The following is a 16,100-nucleotide window of genomic DNA, read 5'->3' as shown; positions in this document are numbered from 1 at the left end:
TCGCCGTAAGCGTTAATCCCTTCTGTTCTATGTATATCTCCTCCTTGTTGGTCATATGAAGCTTTAAATATATGGCACCACAGCTTAATCAATGCACAAAAAAATGAGGCAACCACCTTCAAAGATGGTTGCCTCATTTTTACACTTGCATCGCTTTCTCTCTCAATGCTCTTCTTAACAACTTACCAGTCGTATTCTTCGGTAATTCTATTAAAAACTCAATACTTTTCGGCACTTTATATTTCGCTAAATGTAACGTACAGTAATGCATTAGTTCTTCTTCTGTTACGTTCGTTTGTTTCAGAACGACGTAAGCTCGCACTGCTTCTCCTAAGTTTTCATCAGGAACACCGATTACAACAACTTCCGCTACTGATTCGTGCGTATATAATACTTCTTCTACTTCACGAGGGTATACGTTATAACCGCCAACTAAGACGATATCTTTTTTACGATCAACGATATAGAAGTAACCTTCTTCATCCATTTTCGCCAAGTCACCTGTATATAGCCAGCCGTCTTTCAATGTCGCAGCTGTATCTTCTGGTGCATTATAGTATCCTTTCATAACGTTAGGTCCGCGAACGATTAATTCGCCGACTGCGCCGACAGGTACTTCTTCCCCAAGTTCATTTACAATTTTATTTTCTACATGCCAAATATTTGTGCCAATCGACCCTGGTTTACGAGGACGATCTAGCGGATTGAAACAAGTAACTGGTGATGCTTCTGATAAACCGTATCCTTCTGAAACAATAACGTTAAAACGTTTTTCAAAGTTTTGTAGAAGAGCAACAGGCATCGATGCGCCACCGGAAATACAAAGACGAAGCGTCTTCACATCTTCTGCGCTTGCTTCTTCAAATAAATATAAATAATTGTACATCGTCGGTACGCCAGCAAAGATCGTTGGTTCGTACGTACGACAAATACGGAATACTTCTTTCGGACTAAATTTCGGTAACATTAAAATCGTTGCCCCGTTCACAATCGGTGCATTTACCGCAACTGTTAAACAGAATACATGGAACATAGGCAGTGCCGCAACAACACGGTCATCAGCCGTGTATTGTAAATACGAAGCCACATCGCTCGCATTACTATATAAATTTTTATGTGTAAGCATAGCGCCTTTCGGTTTTCCAGTTGTGCCCGAAGTGTATAGGATAACCGCTACATCTTCTTCATCTAGTTCAGGACCTTCGTAAGTTGTATCTCCAGTCCCCACAAAACTAGTAAACGTTTTCATTTTTTCGGTTTCTGTATGGTTAAAATCTGATGAGGTTTCGCATATGATGATGTTTTCTAATGAAGGAAGTCTTGTTGTAAGAGATTGTATAACAGGTAGAAGGACGTCGAGTACGATGATTGTTTTTACATCTCCATTTTGTAAAATATAATGCATTTCGTCTGCTGTATAAATTGGATTAACTGGAATAACAGTTGCTCCGGCTTTCATTGTTCCGTATAAACCGACCAAAAAATGTGGTGAGTTCCCAACAACTAATGCGACATTGTCCCCTTTTCCAATGCCCATTTCTGCTAAATTGCCAGAAAACCTTGTGACCATTTTGTTTAATTGGTCATATGAGACCGACTGATCCATAAATATATAAGCCGGTTTATCCCCCTTCTTTTTTGCCGTTTCAGCCAAAGATTGAACGAGATTCACAAAAACCCCACCTTTATAAAATTTAGAATATTTAAAAATTCTAAATTAATTATATTAAAAGAAAATTAAAGTGGCAAGTGATATTCTATTAACTGCATATAGACAGACCACCTACTCTTAGTTTACTTTGGAAGAATAAGGGGATTTTATTTGTAAGTAATTTATGAAACTAGATCAGAAATCATTTTAGGATAATATGCATTCATCTTTTCTCTAAGTTTATTAAGTTCCTCTTTATTTAACGTCGTATGCTCGCCGTGCAAGTTAAGAGCGTCCGCTCCATCTTCATGAAAATACACCGTAACATATAACGTCGGTAACCCTTTGTTGTTTTCATCTATTGATAAGACGACATCTGGCGTTTTATTAACAGCGCTGAATGTTTCATTTCTTTTCCACTTCTTATTTTGAAACATGTCTTGTATATCATGTATCTTTCGTTTGTTATCTGTATGCGTAAAATATATAACATTATCCTCAGCCGGTTTTCCGATAGACAAAATTGTACGACTTGAGGGCAATCCACTGTTACACGCTGTCATTCCGATGACGAAGCTGAGCAATAATATAACGTACATTACTCTTTTCATTTCGATTCGCCTCCTTTTCATATATATATTCCTTTATAAGAGGCAGATGTCCTGTAAGTATACATTTTGTGGTAAATGGAATTATATCGACAAAACTACAAAAAGAAAGAGGCTGCCTTTATGGCAGCCTCCCTCATTTTTAGAAGAATAAATGTAAGAAATCTTCTGTTGTAATGTTACCGAAGTAGCGTGCGATATCTACGCCTTCTAAAGCTGCAGTGAATGCATCTTTATCGAACTGAACGCCTGTTAGACGCTCTTCGATATCATGAACATCTAGTGAACCGAAGAAGTCGCCGTAAATTTTACATTCTGTTACTGTTCCTTTTTTCACTTCAAGACGAACATCAACTTGTCCAACTGGGAAGCGGTGTGAATGTTGTAAGTTGAACTTCGGTGATTTTCCGTAGTTCCAATCCCAATTTTGGTAACGTTCTTCAGAAAGTTTGTGGATCTCTTTCCAATCATTTTCTGTTAATTCATACGTTGGGATTTCTGTTTCTCCTTCGAAAATTGTTTCTAGAAGAAGTTGTCTAAACTCCTCTGTCGTCATTTCTTCGTTTAGGAACTCTGTAATGTTCGCAACGCGGCTACGGATTGATTTAATACCTTTTGATTGGATTTTATCCATTTTTACTTTTAACGCTGATACGACGTGATCGATTTCAGAGTCAAATAGTAACGTACCGTGACTGAACATACGACCTTTCGTTGAGAACTGCGCATTACCTGAAATTTTTCTACCTTCAGCTAAAATGTCGTTACGACCACTTAGTTCTGCATTTACGCCTAATTTACTAAGCGCTTTCGTTACAGGCTCTGTGAATTTTTTGAAGTTGCTGAAACTGTCTCCATCATCTTTCGTAATAAAGCTGAAGTTTAAGTTTCCTAAATCATGATATACTGCGCCTCCGCCTGATAGACGACGAACGACATGAATACCTTTTTCTTTTACGTAATCTGCATTAATTTCTTCTACTGTGTTTTGGTTTTTACCAATGATAATCGAAGGCTCATTAATGTAAAACAGTAAATATGTTTCGTTAATATCTAAATTCTTCACACAATATTCTTCAATCGCTAAGTTTATTCTAGGGTCTGTAATTCCTTTATTATCAATAAATAACATCGTATCACCTCATGAGTTCCATACGTAGCCACTATGCGCTAGCGTAATATGGCCACTGAAAATTTGTTTTGCTTCTGTTACTAAATCAGATGGGTTGCCTGTATGCGGTAAGTGCGTTAATAAAAGTTCTTTTACATTCGCATCTTTTGCAATACTTGCTACTTCTGTACTATTCATATGCCCTGCTTTTGCAGCCTCTTGATGTGCATACATATTACACTCACAAATGAAAAGATCAGCATCTTTCGTGAATGGAATAAACTCAGGAATATAACTGGAATCAGCGCTGTATACTACAGCATCATCTCCAGCTGTAATGCGCATCGCAAAGCATGTAACAGGATGAACAGTTTTTAAGAATGAAATCGAGAACGGTCCAATTTGAAGTGTTTCTTCTGGATTGTACGCGATTCCTTTCGTATGCGGTTCATGTGTTAAAGAATGGAAACCATTCTCATCAAACGTATGACCGTATATTGGTAGTTCTGGTAGTTGCCTTGTTGTCGCGCTCGTAATTAATCTCGCATATTGCAATACCCCAATATCTGCAACATGATCGTGATGATAGTGCGATAGTACAACTGCATCTATATCAGATGGTGTTATATATTTTTGAAGCTGTGCTAGTACACCACTACCACAGTCTACAAGTAAACGAAAACCATCGTGTTCAAACAAATACCCCGACGTTGCTTCTCCCGCTTCTGGAAAGCCGCCCCAAAAGCCGACAACAGTCATTTTCATATGTATCCATCCTTTCTAAAACCGAGTAGGAATGCATGTTTTACTTACATCCTACATTGTTAACTATAATCCATTTCCTAAACTTTTTCATTAATTTTCAATTTTGTTATAAAACAGTTGTTGACTTTTATTTTTTGTACTAATACAATGATAGTAAGAAATGGAAATGGAGGGATTGACATGATCGATCAACCAATGGAGTTTTTCAGAAATTTACCGACGAAAACTTGTGCGCACTGTGGGAAAGAAATTGATGAGCAACACGAAGCATACCATAACAAATGTGACGATTGCGTTCACGAAGAATAGTAGTTTGTGAACATAAAAAAACCTAGCAGACATAGTCTACTAGGCTAATAACATCTTATCCTTCATCGTTGAACCTTTCACCAAGAGCTCCAGTTCAAACTCATACAATTCTTTTTTTCGATAATTTTTCGTATGGATTTTATCCATCATCAGGTCGACAACTTTTCGGGCCATTTCATCAATTGGCTGTTCAATAGTCGTAATACCTGGTTCTGTAATCTGCGATAATATTTGATTATCAAAACCGATAACAGCGAGATCATCTGGAATGCTCCAGTTATGGCGTTTCGCCTCTGAGATAATTCCAGCTGCTACCTCATCGCCTCCTGCCAAAATCGCGGTAGGATTTTTTTTGTCCTTTAATACTTCATGGAATATTCGTTTTCCATCCTCCCAAGAGAAAGCGTTTTCAAGAAAGTCAATCGCTTCTACTTGGCGGCTCTTCTCAGTTATTGCACGTAAAAAGCCCATTTTTCGCTGCTGGCTAACGACTTTGGTTTCGTTACCACGGCAAAAAATAAGATTACGATATCCTTGATCTAACACATGCTTCGCAGCTATGTATGCTCCTTGCGCATGATCAAACTTCACTGTTGGAATATTTGCTTCCTCAATATATTCATTACACAACACGATTGGACCGTGCTGTAAGTATGGCTCTACATCTTCCCACGGATTTTCTAGTGAACATAAAATAATCCCATCTACTTGCTTCGTAGATAATAATTGTAAATACTCCATCTCTTTTTCCGGTAAATATCTTGTTTGACAAATAATCAGTTTATATTTATGTTCAGAAGCAGCAATCTCGATTGCTTCGATAAATCTACTGAAGAAAGGATTTGTAATCCTTGGAACTAGCACCGCAATTGTTTCCGTTTTTTGTTTACGAAGCCTTCTCGCCGCAGAATTAGGAACGAAGCCTAAATGCTTCATTGCTAATTGAACCCTTTTTTTCTTCTCATCTGAAACATATGGATGATTATTAATCACCCTAGAAACCGTTGTCCTTGATAACCCCGCTAATTTCGCCACGTCCTCTATAGTCGACACGAAATTCTCCCCCTTTGCATGAAAACGTTTTCTTAAATTGATTATATAGTATATTATTGGAAACTGCAATATCGGTTGTTATGATTTTACTATATTAATATTATACATAGGAAAAAGTCTGTTAATGCAGGGGAATTTATACTGCTTTTAGAAATTTACGTTATGTACATTCCTTTTCCTAATACCATATATCCTTTATTCAATATAAAACCCCATCAATACGTCATCTCCATATGATCCATCTTCATATTTAATTTGCTTTCGTTGTCTGCCTTCTTCTACAAAGCCCATACGTTTGTACACTTTAATTGCCCGATCATTAACAGAAACTACACCTAAGCAAATTTTCTCTAAACCTTTCTGCCCTTTAGCCCAACTAATAAGAAATTCAATTAATTTCGTGCCTATGCCTTGATTACAATACGCCTCTTTAATCCCCATTCCCATTGTGCCTGCGTGTTGTAACCGTTCTAGTTCATATCGGTTGAAAAGTAAAAAGCCTACCACCTTCCCATCTACTTCATACACGATATAAAGATTACCTTTCTCATTACTTTTCCGTATCTTTTCTCTTTCTGCATTCATATCATTCGGTAACTTCTTTGGGGATACTATGAAAAATTTTGTAGTAGTTTCCGATAATATAATTTCTTTTCTAATATTCATAATTGCTTCTGCATCAGTCTCTTTTACTAACCGTATCATTGAATCACCTCGTACTTTTTCTTTTTAAAAATAATATTACAACTATAAAACGGCCAATATGCAATATTACATATTGAGAATCTTTTTACTCTTGATACAATATTCATATATCAAAATAAAAGGAATGTATACAATGAATCCAATCTTAACAGCTGCAAAACAACTATTACATAAAGAAGAAAAAATTTTATCTACTTTAAAATGTTCACTTACTGGTTATACGATTACGCATAAAGTCCCGTATCCTGGCATGTTACTTGCTACTAATCAAAGACTTCTCTTTTTTAGCCAATATAAAAACACATTCATTGCCGAATTTGATTATGAAAAAATTCTATCCATAGAAACGAAGAAAAGAATCTTTGACAAAAAAATAATATTTTACTATGAAGATGAATATATAACGCTTGGATACATTACAAGTTCGAATGTTGAAGCGTTCATAGACTTACTACAAAGAAACAGCAAGACTAGCACAGGCTTATAATCAGCGGGGATCCCCTCGCTGATTCATTATTTTAACTCCTCCCACTTCTTCCAAACTTCTCTCCCGTTTATACAGTACATATTATCCTCTCTATTCATAAACCCCTGTATAATAAATTCACGTCTAATTGTACAAAAATCATCATGATATTGTTTTATAAATGTATTAATTTCTTTTTCTGTATATTGATTTTCAGCATTTAACTTGCTAATTAAATGCTCTAACAATACTAGTTTTTTCTTCTTTTGACCTGGAATCGATTTTAAACGATCCTCTTTATCGAAAAAGTTACGAATGGTCGTATCCCGGAATTTCATTTCACTTTCAGTCATTTTGTTATCCTCCATCACTTTTTTTCTTTATCTTTTCACTTAAAATATCAATAAAGTAATATCCACTCATTAACACATAATAGAACGTAAGTATTCCAAATGCATCTTTCATACTTGTATATACTTCTTTATCAAACAATATAGGTGAAAGGGCATAAACAAGAAAGATTATTAGCGGATTTACGATAAAATAATAAGTAAGATTGCCTTTCATCATATCAACTCCTCTACCCTATGTTTCTCTGTAAATTGTTGTAATTCCTTTTCTTTCGTTTCTATAGCTTTTAGAAAGATTTATAGATGAACTAAGGAAAAGATGCCCTCTATTAAAATAAAAAAGCACCAAAAAGGTGCTTTTTTCTAAGCTTCAATCGATTGATTTTCCGCAATATTTCTAAATTGTCGTTTGTGCATCCAAGTTAAGGATGCAATTGTTCCAAGTGATAATACAACAATGAAAATCATGAGCACCCCTACGTTTTGCCACATGAAGTCAAAGTCTCCGCTTGATACGACTGCTTTCAGTCCTGATACAGAATATGTCATCGGTAACCAAGCATTGAATGGTTGTAAAAATTTCGGAATCAACTCTAACGGGAATGTTCCAGCACTTGTTGTAAGCTGCATAATTAATGTGATGATGGCGATAAAACGGCCTGCATCACCAAATGCTGTTACTAAACATTGAATTAATGCGATAAAGGCTAAACTTGTAATGATGCTAAAGAGTATGAAGTATGGAATGCTTTGTACTTCTACACCTAATCCGAACAGTAATATAACATCTGCTACTATCGCTTGAATAATACCAACTGATAGTAAAACACCGAACTTACTAATAAACCAACTAAATCCTGATTTTGGAACGCCTACTGTATCACGTAATGGGTATACGATAGATAATAATAATGCCCCAACAAATAAACCGAGTGATAAGAAATACGGCGTAAATCCAGTTCCGTAGTTAGGAACTTCCGCCATTTTCTCTGTCTTCACTTTTACAGGACTTGCAAACATATCATACGTTTTATCCGTTCCTTTTACTTCCCCAGTTTTCTCTGCCCCTTCGCCAAGTTTCTCTGCAAGTTCACCTGAACCGTCGTTTACTTTTACGAGACCATCTGTTACTTTTCCTGAGCCATCTGCTAGTTTATTTACGCCGTCGATTAGCTGGGTTGAGCCGGTTGACATTTTATTTAGGCCACCATTTAGAGTACCTAAGCCAGTTGTTACTTGATTAGATCCATCTGCTAATTGATTTACGCCACCTGCCATTTGGTTTGCTCCTACAGATAATGTTCCTAAACCATCTGTTACTTGACCAGACCCATCTGCTAATTGATTTACTCCACCTGCCATTTGGTTTGCTCCTGCAAATAATGTTCCTAAGCCGCCTGTTACTTGGCTTGAGCCATTTGCTAATTGATTTACACCACCTGCCATTTGATTTGCTCCTGCAGATAATGTTCCTAAACCGCCTGTTACTTGACCAGATCCATCTGCTAATTGATTTACTCCTGCAGATAATGTTCCTAAACCACCTGTTACTTGGCTTGAGCCATCTGCTAATTTCGTTACACCTACAGATAATGTCCCTAAACCGCCTGTTACTTGACCAGACCCATCTGCTAATTTGGATACTCCTACAGATAATGTTCCTAAACCGCCTGTTACTTGACCAGACCCATCTGCTAATTGATTTACTCCTGCAGATAATTGACCTAATCCTGCTGTCACTTTTCCAGAGCCACTTTGCAATTGCGTTACTCCATCAATTAATTGAACTGATCCATCTTTTAATTTATCGGCACCTATTTTTGCATTATCTAATCCCTCACCAAATCCATGAAACTTACTAACAAATTCATTTTGTGCGCTCGTTAGTTTCTCAATAGCACCTGCTAGAGTTTTTATCCCTGCTGGATTTGGTAAGTTTTTTTGCAACCCATTTGTTGTTTGATGTATTTCACCTTTTAGTTGTTTCACTTCTTCATTTAATTTATTTGTTCCACCTGCTACTCCGGCAGCTTTTTGCTGAACTGTCGCTGTACTTTTTACAGCACTTGTTACGAATGGCTGTAACTGCTCTTGATATTCTTTTGGTAAACTTTCAATTTGCTTTTGTAAATTCGCTACATCTTGTGCTGCATTTTTTGCATCTCCTGCTGTTGATTGTGTAAGTTCATTTAACTGATTTACATTCGCCCCAGCTCCATCTATTTTTTCATTTACTGTATTCAATATAGAAGGAACTTTCGACTGCATTTCCTCTAAGCCTGCAGCAGACTTTTGTACGTTACTATTTAACTCTTGCAATCCCTTTTGGATCGCTTGAGAACCTTCCTCTAATTGGCTTTGCCCTTCAACAAGTTTTCCCATACCATTTGATAGATCCGTTGTTCCTGTTTTTAATTCACCGGATTTACTTACTAATTTGTTCAAGCCACCGGTCACTTTCTCAGATCCATCACGCAACTCACCCGTTTTACTATTTAACGTATTTAAACCGTCTGTTACTTTGCCTGATCCATCTACTAGTTTCCCAATACCTGCATTGCTATTTAATGCATGTAAACCATCTGTTACTTTGCCTGATCCATCTACTAGTTTCCCAATACCTGCATTGCTATTTAATGCATGTAAACCATCTGTTACTTTGCCTGACCCATCTACTAATTTCCCTATACCTATCTGCATTTCACCTGTTTTGCTATTTAGCGTATTTAAACCATTTGTTACTTTGCCTGACCCATCTACTAATTTTCCGATACCTACCTGCATTTCACCTGTTTTACTATTTAGCACATTTAAACCGTTTGTTACTTTGCCTGATCCATCTACTAATTTATTAGATCCATCTGCTAATTTCTGAACTCCATCCTTCATCTCCACAGATTTCCCTTGAAGTGTATGAAGGCCATCCGTCACTTTACTTGAACCATCATGCAGCTCACTTGATCCGTCGTGTAGTTTATTTGCTCCTTCCGCCCCATCTGCTAATCCTTTTGAGACGTCTTGAATGGAATCAAACATTTTCTCTGCATATGTTTTCGTTAACGTGCTTGATACTTCAGTTTTAATCTTTTCAATGGCTGTTCCTCCAATTTGTGAAGATAAGAAGTTTAAACTTTCGTTTGGAATGTACTCTAAGTTTAATGGCTTTGGATTGTCTTTTAGTAACGTTGTAGCGTTACTTGAGAAGTCATCTGGAATGCGCACTAACATGTAATACTTTCTACCTTCCATTCCTTTCTTTGCTTCTTTTTCACTTACGAACTCCCATTTAAAACTTTTATTATCTTTTAAATTATCAACGAGCCCTTTTCCGACCTCAATTGGTTTCCCATCAAATACTGCGCCTTTATCTAAATTGACTACTGCAACTGGTAAGTCATCTAACTGTTTATACGGATCCCAAAAGGCCCACAAAAACATCCCTGCATATAAAATCGGTACGAATAAGACCGCAATAATTGGAATTAATATTTTTTTACTTTTTATAATTTCCGTGAACTCTTTCCGAAGTAACTGATTACCTTTCATAATTTCTCCCCCTTTTATAAAATGACCAAAATGTTCATATAGTCATTTTTACCCAAACAAAAAGGCTATACTTGTTCATACATATGCCTTATCCCCGAATTTATTACTATGCAACTTTTTCTCATTATGATTATATTTTTTCTATATCCCCCCTTAACTTAAATATATGACCACATTGTTCATTCGGTCATTTTTTTATAAAATTAAAAGGATTATCTTAGTTTGACAATCCTTTTAGTAAATAAAGTTCAAATAACTCTGCAATTTTTTCTTTTTCTAGCGGTTCATGATTTTTTTCCCAATCAAAAATAAGCGATACATATAGACGAAGCATAATAAATGCTGTAATTTCTGGATCACATTTGCTAATTTCACCTTTTTCAATCGCAATCTTTAAATACGATTGAATAACAGAAACGATTTCCACATCAACTTGTTGCATAACTTCTTGTACTTCTTTCGTTCCCATATCGCGCTCTTCTTGAATTAATTTAATCATAAGCTGATGTTCTTTTCTAAATTCCAAGATGCTATATAATGCTCTATGTACATTTTCAAAAAATGAAACATCTGAACGAATTGCACTTTCTGCAACTTGCTTCATTTCTGTAATTAAATTAGAAATAATTTCACCAAATAGCTCTTCTTTATTTTTGAAAAAAGTATAAATCGTTCCTTTTCCTACATTCGCTAACTTCGCTACTTGATCCATCGTTGTTGCTTTATAACCGAACGCTGAAAAAGACTTTGTTGCAGCTTCAATAATAGAACGTTTTCGATCTATCGCCACATCTTCACCTCCAAAAATGACCAATCGGACGATATAGTCAATCAGTACATCTTTGATATTACCACACGCTTACATTCTATACAAGTTCTCTTTTTATTATTTCCAGTATAAAAGATTCCAGTCAAGTTATATCAGAGGGTGTTGCAAAACTCATAAATATCCAAAAATGAATGCATAAAAAAATCCGTTTTCCTGGAAAAATGATAGTAACCGAAACTATCTCCAGAAAGGACGGATTTACTAGTATGATAACCAAATTTGATGAAAATCAATCCATTTTACAGATTTTATTTGCATACGTAGACAGTTTAACTATTGAAGGCGTTCCGCCTGTGACAGGTCGCCCACCAATCTGTAGAAAAGCCTTACTGAAATGCTTTTTCTTGAAAACTGTATTTCAAATTGACTCTTTACGCAAATTAACACGTTTTTTGCATCAATATCCTTCATTTCGTGTATCTTGTGGTTTATATTTCGTTCCNGTTATTTTCCGTTGCAGATGCTGCTTACGATAGTCAACGTATTTATGAAATTGCACGAACATGTAACATCTTTGCCATGAATCCAATCAATCCTAGGAATGGTGAACAAAATAAGAGTACACATCGTCGTGTATTATCTCATTTTATACAAACTATCTTTGGTAAACAATTGATGAAAGAACGTAGGAAAATTGAACAACAGTTTAGTAAACTCAAAGATAAAGGGTTGGAACAGCCACGTTGGTATGGTCAAAATCGCTATCTATTGCATGTTCAGCTAGTTTTTCTGATTCATAACATTGCATGTTTATTTTAGTTTTGCAACACCCTCATATCATACTGTCCATAGTTTATCAAAAAGTATACTTGTATGGAAAGCTAGAATATATTCGTAAATAATTGCTGACTAGATCCCACTAGAAATTTAATAAAATAGACAGTGTTCTTAAAACCAAAGGTTTAAGAACACTGTCTATTATTTTGACATAGAAAGTAATATTTTCTCCATTTCTTTCTTAGTTAGCTCATCATCGATTATCTCTTCGTATATCTTTGTATCTCTTGTAAAAATATCATTCACTATGACAATTTGATAATCACTATTCTTACCTTGTGCTGGTACAAACATTTTAAGGCCTCTTAACTTCCCCTCTCCATGAGAAGATTTATTATAGACCATTCCTTTCCCGTCTAAACTATAACTTTCTAAATTCTCTTCTCCAGGCATCATATAGTGTAGCGGATCCTTACCACCATTACCATTACCATCCATATACATCCTTGACTGATAAATCGTAAAACCATATTTCCCTTTTGTATATTCTGATTTAATAACTAATTCTACATCTCTTCCAAAATATGAGTCAGCCCATTCTCTCTTTAGCTCATAACCTTCTGGTATATAAGTCGGCTGCTTAATTTGATACGGTACATGTTCTTTTGCTTCTTCTATAGTATATGTTAAAGACTTCTCCAGCTTATCTTCAAGCGGCTTTAATGTCTTCTCAATAGTAGCTAGTCTTTCTTGATCAGCTTTCTTCAAGCGTTCAGGTTTATATTCCTTTGTATCTCCATCATAATTCTCAGGCACATTTTTCTTAACCATTGCTTTCTTATGAATTTCTTGCGCTTCCTTAAATAATTGAACATACTGCTCAAATTCTTCTTTCGTAAAATTCTTTTCTGCCAAATACAAAAAATCTGTATTCATTTTATATGACTTTATCGACATACCCCATTCTCTACTTGCATTCTCTGGTGTACCTAATACTGTTTCTATCGCTTCTTCAAAAGCCGCTTTATGTTGCTTTTTTTCTACAATCTTTTCTTCCTGTCTTTCATCTCCCTCAGTTATCCTTGCATTTAATAAAAATCCGCCTGCTATAGCTGCTATCGCAATCACTCCAAGTAAAGAAAGACGATACGATTTCTTTTGGAATTTTTTAATCATAATGATTCTCCTTTTTAGTGTTCGTTTATTTCTACTTAAATTTGCTAGGCTTGGTACTTGATAGGAATAGTGTTGTAGAAGGGTAATAATTGTATGTCCGTATGCAATTTGTTCCTCTTTATCTATAAAAGTAAGTGCATATGCATCACAGGCTAATTCTTGATCTTCTCGCATACAAAAATAGGCGTACCAAAGAATCGGATTGAACCAATTTAATAGGATTAAACTGTACATAATCCAATTTACAGCTACATCGTTTCTCTTAATATGAGCTAACTCATGGTAAAAGACATATTGTAATTGTTGTTCATTTAATACTTTCATATGTTTTTTTGATAGTAATACTTTCGGGCGAAAGAAACTAAAAACCGTTGGACTTGCAATCTTTCCTGCAAGACGTAATGAAACTGCCTTCTTCATTTTCATAGACTGCTTACAGCGATTAAACACTGTAGTGACCTGTTCGTCCGTAATATCCGGTTGTTTCTTTATGTAAGAATATAAACGTCTATTTGTAAGAAACGTGATGGCTGCTACTATGATTACCCCAGCTAGCCACACATACAAAGCAAGTTTGTATAAAGAAAATGTAGTCTGTTTTTCCGAACTGACTTTTACTTCCGGTTCGCTAGTTTTTGTCACCATTTTAGAATTTGATTCCAATTCCACTTTTCGGTCGCTTTCTATGTTCACTATATTCTCAGTAGCCGGCATATTTTTTGGAATAACTTCCGATACGCTAGAACTATAAGAAAGTAATGAGTAAATGCTATAAGAGCTATCTGGCGACCACGGTAAAAGGAGTCTTATCATTAATACGATCCACAGCATATATTGCCACCGGGGGGTTAATTTATTTCTAAATAGAACTTTTATACATAAAATAAATCCGACTAATATGCTAGCCATAAGTGACGTTTCTATAAGCCAATCAAAAAAATGAGGAAGGTATACATTTATAAGCGTGTTTATCATTTTTATCGATCCTTCCTCTTATTCTCCTCTGTCTTCTCATCTAAAATGCGTTTTAATTCATTAATATCTTCTGAAGATAATTTCTCCTCTTTTAAGAAATTAACAAGTAATGGCTTAAACGCTGCACCGCAAAAACGTTTTAGTAAAGATTTCGTTTCCACTTGCAAATAATTATGTTGTGATACTAACGGATAATAAGCGTACATACGCCCTTTATCTTGATGGTAAGAAACGGCTTCCTTTTGTACTAATCGATTAATTAATGTGCGGATTGTTTTCGGTTTCCAGTCCATTGCATCTTCCAGTTCTTCTATAATTTCATTCGCTGTTTGCGGAGAACTCGACCAAAGTACTTTCATAATTTCTAATTCCGCTTCAGATATTTTAGGTAATTGATTTGTCATCGTATGTTTCACTCCTAAGTATTACATTTGTAATCTATAATTAAGATTACAAATGTAATACTTAATTGTCAACCATATTTTAGAAAAATTAATTTCAGCTAAACCTTACTTCACAACAACAAAATTCCTCTTTTTCAAATAATCAAATAAAAAAACAAGAAAATCTTTACAATTAATAGTAATATAGAAAATAGACAAGTTTATCAAAATAGTGGAGGCTTTTTCAGTCATGATGCGTGCGCTTCGTTTAAATATAAAGCAAGCTTTTTGTAATCGTGTTTCTTTAATTATTATGTTTAGTGGATTTGTTCTTATTTGTATTTATCATTATTATTATGTAATTCGTTATTTAGGAGACGCTGCGAATGGACCTATATCGACGGATATTAAATGGATTGGATTTCGTGGAAATGAAATGGATGTTTATTTATTATTAATGCCAGTTATTGCAAGTCTTCCCTTTAGTACAAGTTATAACTCGGATAAGTCCGATGGTTTTAAACCGTTTGTCAGTAAAGAAATTTCTTTATTTTCTTATTCAGTAACGAAATATATCGTTACATTTTTTTGCGGCGGACTTCTTTATACATTTCCATTCATCTTATCGTTATTATTTTGCAAATTAACCATTCCAGACGGAGTACCAACGGCTGGTTCAGGCATTATAAATGATAACGGGATGTTCGCAAACTTATATGAAACTTCTCCCATCACTTACATTGCTGTATATATCGGAATTAATTTTTTATTTGCAGGTTTGATGGCTCTTTTAGGACTTGCTGCATCTGCATGGTCCCAAAAGGACTATATGGCGCTTCTATTTCCATTTGCAACTACCTCTATTCCTTACGTCCTGCTAAATACGGTACTCCCTACAATAGGCGGAGCGCCTATTCATTTATATGATCCAAGGCAGCCACTGCATGGCATGTCACCATATATTTTGACAATACAATGTGCCTTCTTCCTCCTCGTTAGCTTAATCATGTATATACAAGGAGTAAAACGTGATAGAAAAAAATATAGAAGAAGGTTGCAAAAAAGAGAGCGGTGTAGAAAAGCGTTTCAAGTATAATAAAACCCTAATTTCCTTACTATATTGGAAATTAGGGTTTTATTTACTATTCACTTACGGTGTACCTGCCAATCCCCATAAAATAACAACCGCTACAAAATAAATCGCTTTAATCGCTATTACTAAACATAATGAAACAATTGCATATTTACTTAATTCTCTTCTTGCACCTATTAAAGTGAAAATAACTGCCAAACTAAATGTTATATAAGAAGCTGCTGTATGTATTAAGTTATACGTAATATCTAGATTGCTTATAAGTCCTGTTATATCAGCTACAAACTGAAGCATGACGATCGTACTAAAAAAAATTGCAAACTGATTCATTACCTTTCCATTTATTTGTAACTGCATTGTTGT

At 35.3% G+C, this 16,100-nt stretch carries 16 protein-coding genes and 1 pseudogene; 4 read left to right on the top strand and 13 right to left on the bottom strand.

The features are described from left to right. Nucleotides 1–139 precede the first annotated feature (139 nt). The 4 genes from V6946_RS05600 to V6946_RS05585 all read right to left on the bottom strand — a co-directional run bounded on the left by V6946_RS05600 (nt 140) and on the right by V6946_RS05585 (nt 4,135). On the bottom strand, nt 140–1,672 hold the full coding sequence (locus V6946_RS05600; protein WP_006916060.1) for a fatty acid--CoA ligase family protein: 1,533 nt from the start codon (nt 1,670–1,672) through the stop codon (nt 140–142). 161 nt (nt 1,673–1,833) lie between these two features. Then, a complete protein-coding gene (locus V6946_RS05595; protein ID WP_366982243.1) occupies nt 1,834–2,262 on the bottom strand; it encodes a hypothetical protein in 429 nt (142 codons plus the stop codon). A 139-nt stretch (nt 2,263–2,401) separates the two neighbouring features. After that, a complete protein-coding gene (locus V6946_RS05590) occupies nt 2,402–3,391 on the bottom strand; it encodes a lipoate--protein ligase (RefSeq protein ID WP_000897285.1) in 990 nt (329 codons plus the stop codon). Between the two features lie 9 nt (nt 3,392–3,400). Next, nucleotides 3,401–4,135, bottom strand: coding sequence for an MBL fold metallo-hydrolase (locus V6946_RS05585; RefSeq protein ID WP_006916057.1), 735 nt, complete (start codon nt 4,133–4,135; stop codon nt 3,401–3,403). Nucleotides 4,136–4,315: 180 nt separating this feature from the next. Here V6946_RS05585 and yhfH point away from each other — a divergent pair, with 180 nt between their 5' ends. Beyond that, complete coding sequence (gene yhfH / locus V6946_RS05580; protein ID WP_000567010.1) at nt 4,316–4,444, top strand: protein YhfH; 129 nt, start codon at nt 4,316–4,318, stop codon at nt 4,442–4,444. Nucleotides 4,445–4,483: 39 nt separating this feature from the next. On the opposite strand, the gene V6946_RS05575 is transcribed toward yhfH, so the two are convergent. Further along, nucleotides 4,484–5,497: a LacI family DNA-binding transcriptional regulator gene (locus V6946_RS05575; protein ID WP_000103715.1), complete on the bottom strand. Its 1,014-nt coding sequence runs from the start codon at nt 5,495–5,497 to the stop codon at nt 4,484–4,486. Between the two features lie 195 nt (nt 5,498–5,692). Further along, nucleotides 5,693–6,202 (bottom strand): GNAT family N-acetyltransferase, encoded by a 510-nt coding sequence (locus V6946_RS05570; RefSeq protein ID WP_000620469.1) that lies wholly within the window; start codon nt 6,200–6,202, stop codon nt 5,693–5,695. Nucleotides 6,203–6,335: 133 nt separating this feature from the next. On the opposite strand from V6946_RS05570, the gene V6946_RS05565 reads away from it, so the two are divergent. Continuing rightward, entirely contained in the window at nt 6,336–6,689 is a 354-nt protein-coding gene (locus V6946_RS05565) for a PH domain-containing protein (protein WP_001068224.1), read from the top strand. Nucleotides 6,690–6,715: 26 nt separating this feature from the next. Here V6946_RS05565 and V6946_RS05560 read toward each other — a convergent pair whose 3' ends face one another. The 4 genes from V6946_RS05560 to V6946_RS05545 form a co-directional block, all read right to left on the bottom strand. Continuing rightward, complete coding sequence (locus tag V6946_RS05560; protein ID WP_006915979.1) at nt 6,716–7,021, bottom strand: DUF2087 domain-containing protein; 306 nt, start codon at nt 7,019–7,021, stop codon at nt 6,716–6,718. A gap of 4 nt (nt 7,022–7,025) precedes the next feature. After that, nucleotides 7,026–7,238: a hypothetical protein gene (locus tag V6946_RS05555; protein WP_025710375.1), complete on the bottom strand. Its 213-nt coding sequence runs from the start codon at nt 7,236–7,238 to the stop codon at nt 7,026–7,028. A 143-nt stretch (nt 7,239–7,381) separates the two neighbouring features. Then, nucleotides 7,382–10,564 (bottom strand): YhgE/Pip family protein, encoded by a 3,183-nt coding sequence (locus V6946_RS05550; RefSeq protein ID WP_406622260.1) that lies wholly within the window; start codon nt 10,562–10,564, stop codon nt 7,382–7,384. 217 nt (nt 10,565–10,781) lie between these two features. Continuing rightward, on the bottom strand, nt 10,782–11,354 hold the full coding sequence (locus V6946_RS05545) for a TetR/AcrR family transcriptional regulator (RefSeq protein ID WP_000963381.1): 573 nt from the start codon (nt 11,352–11,354) through the stop codon (nt 10,782–10,784). Nucleotides 11,355–11,599: 245 nt separating this feature from the next. Here V6946_RS05545 and V6946_RS05540 point away from each other — a divergent pair. Continuing rightward, nucleotides 11,600–12,152 (top strand): annotated as a pseudogene (locus V6946_RS05540) (transposase). 159 nt (nt 12,153–12,311) lie between these two features. Here V6946_RS05540 and V6946_RS05535 read toward each other — a convergent pair. Further along, nucleotides 12,312–14,261 carry a M56 family metallopeptidase gene (locus V6946_RS05535; protein ID WP_033692705.1) on the bottom strand — a complete coding sequence of 650 codons (1,950 nt, stop codon included), beginning with the start codon at nt 14,259–14,261 and terminating at the stop codon, nt 12,312–12,314. A gap of 2 nt (nt 14,262–14,263) precedes the next feature. Beyond that, nucleotides 14,264–14,665 carry a BlaI/MecI/CopY family transcriptional regulator gene (locus tag V6946_RS05530; RefSeq protein WP_000184510.1) on the bottom strand — a complete coding sequence of 134 codons (402 nt, stop codon included), beginning with the start codon at nt 14,663–14,665 and terminating at the stop codon, nt 14,264–14,266. Between the two features lie 229 nt (nt 14,666–14,894). Between V6946_RS05530 and V6946_RS05525 the strand changes: the two genes are divergently transcribed. Next, nucleotides 14,895–15,740, top strand: a complete 846-nt coding sequence (locus V6946_RS05525) for a membrane protein (protein WP_000984146.1) — start codon at nt 14,895–14,897, stop codon at nt 15,738–15,740. A gap of 54 nt (nt 15,741–15,794) precedes the next feature. On the opposite strand, the gene V6946_RS05520 is transcribed toward V6946_RS05525, so the two are convergent. Next, a complete protein-coding gene (locus tag V6946_RS05520) occupies nt 15,795–16,094 on the bottom strand; it encodes a hypothetical protein (protein ID WP_006925469.1) in 300 nt (99 codons plus the stop codon). Nucleotides 16,095–16,100: the final 6 nt, after the last annotated feature.

This window comes from Bacillus sp. PPSBB_2 (genome assembly GCF_045291115.1).
In the GTDB taxonomy this organism is placed as follows: domain Bacteria; phylum Bacillota; class Bacilli; order Bacillales; family Bacillaceae_G; genus Bacillus_A; species Bacillus_A cereus.
This window is presented reverse-complemented; position numbering and strand designations above follow the sequence as displayed.

Bases quoted from the DNA above. Each gene is read 5' to 3' on its own strand.
- V6946_RS05595 (WP_366982243.1), bottom strand. From the start codon at position 2,262: ATGAAAAGAGTAATGTACGTTATATTATTGCTCAGCTTCGTCATCGGA.
- V6946_RS05590 (WP_000897285.1), bottom strand. From the start codon at position 3,391: ATGTTATTTATTGATAATAAAGGAATTACAGACCCTAGAATAAACTTA.
- V6946_RS05585 (WP_006916057.1), bottom strand. From the start codon at position 4,135: ATGAAAATGACTGTTGTCGGCTTTTGGGGCGGCTTTCCAGAAGCGGGA.
- yhfH (WP_000567010.1), top strand. From the start codon at position 4,316: ATGATCGATCAACCAATGGAGTTTTTCAGAAATTTACCGACGAAAACT.
- V6946_RS05570 (WP_000620469.1), bottom strand. From the start codon at position 6,202: ATGATACGGTTAGTAAAAGAGACTGATGCAGAAGCAATTATGAATATT.
- V6946_RS05565 (WP_001068224.1), top strand. From the start codon at position 6,336: ATGAATCCAATCTTAACAGCTGCAAAACAACTATTACATAAAGAAGAA.
- V6946_RS05560 (WP_006915979.1), bottom strand. From the start codon at position 7,021: ATGACTGAAAGTGAAATGAAATTCCGGGATACGACCATTCGTAACTTT.
- V6946_RS05555 (WP_025710375.1), bottom strand. From the start codon at position 7,238: ATGATGAAAGGCAATCTTACTTATTATTTTATCGTAAATCCGCTAATA.
- V6946_RS05550 (WP_406622260.1), bottom strand. From the start codon at position 10,564: ATGAAAGGTAATCAGTTACTTCGGAAAGAGTTCACGGAAATTATAAAA.
- V6946_RS05535 (WP_033692705.1), bottom strand. From the start codon at position 14,261: ATGATAAACACGCTTATAAATGTATACCTTCCTCATTTTTTTGATTGG.
- V6946_RS05530 (WP_000184510.1), bottom strand. From the start codon at position 14,665: ATGACAAATCAATTACCTAAAATATCTGAAGCGGAATTAGAAATTATG.
- V6946_RS05525 (WP_000984146.1), top strand. From the start codon at position 14,895: ATGATGCGTGCGCTTCGTTTAAATATAAAGCAAGCTTTTTGTAATCGT.
- V6946_RS05520 (WP_006925469.1), bottom strand. From the start codon at position 16,094: ATGCAGTTACAAATAAATGGAAAGGTAATGAATCAGTTTGCAATTTTT.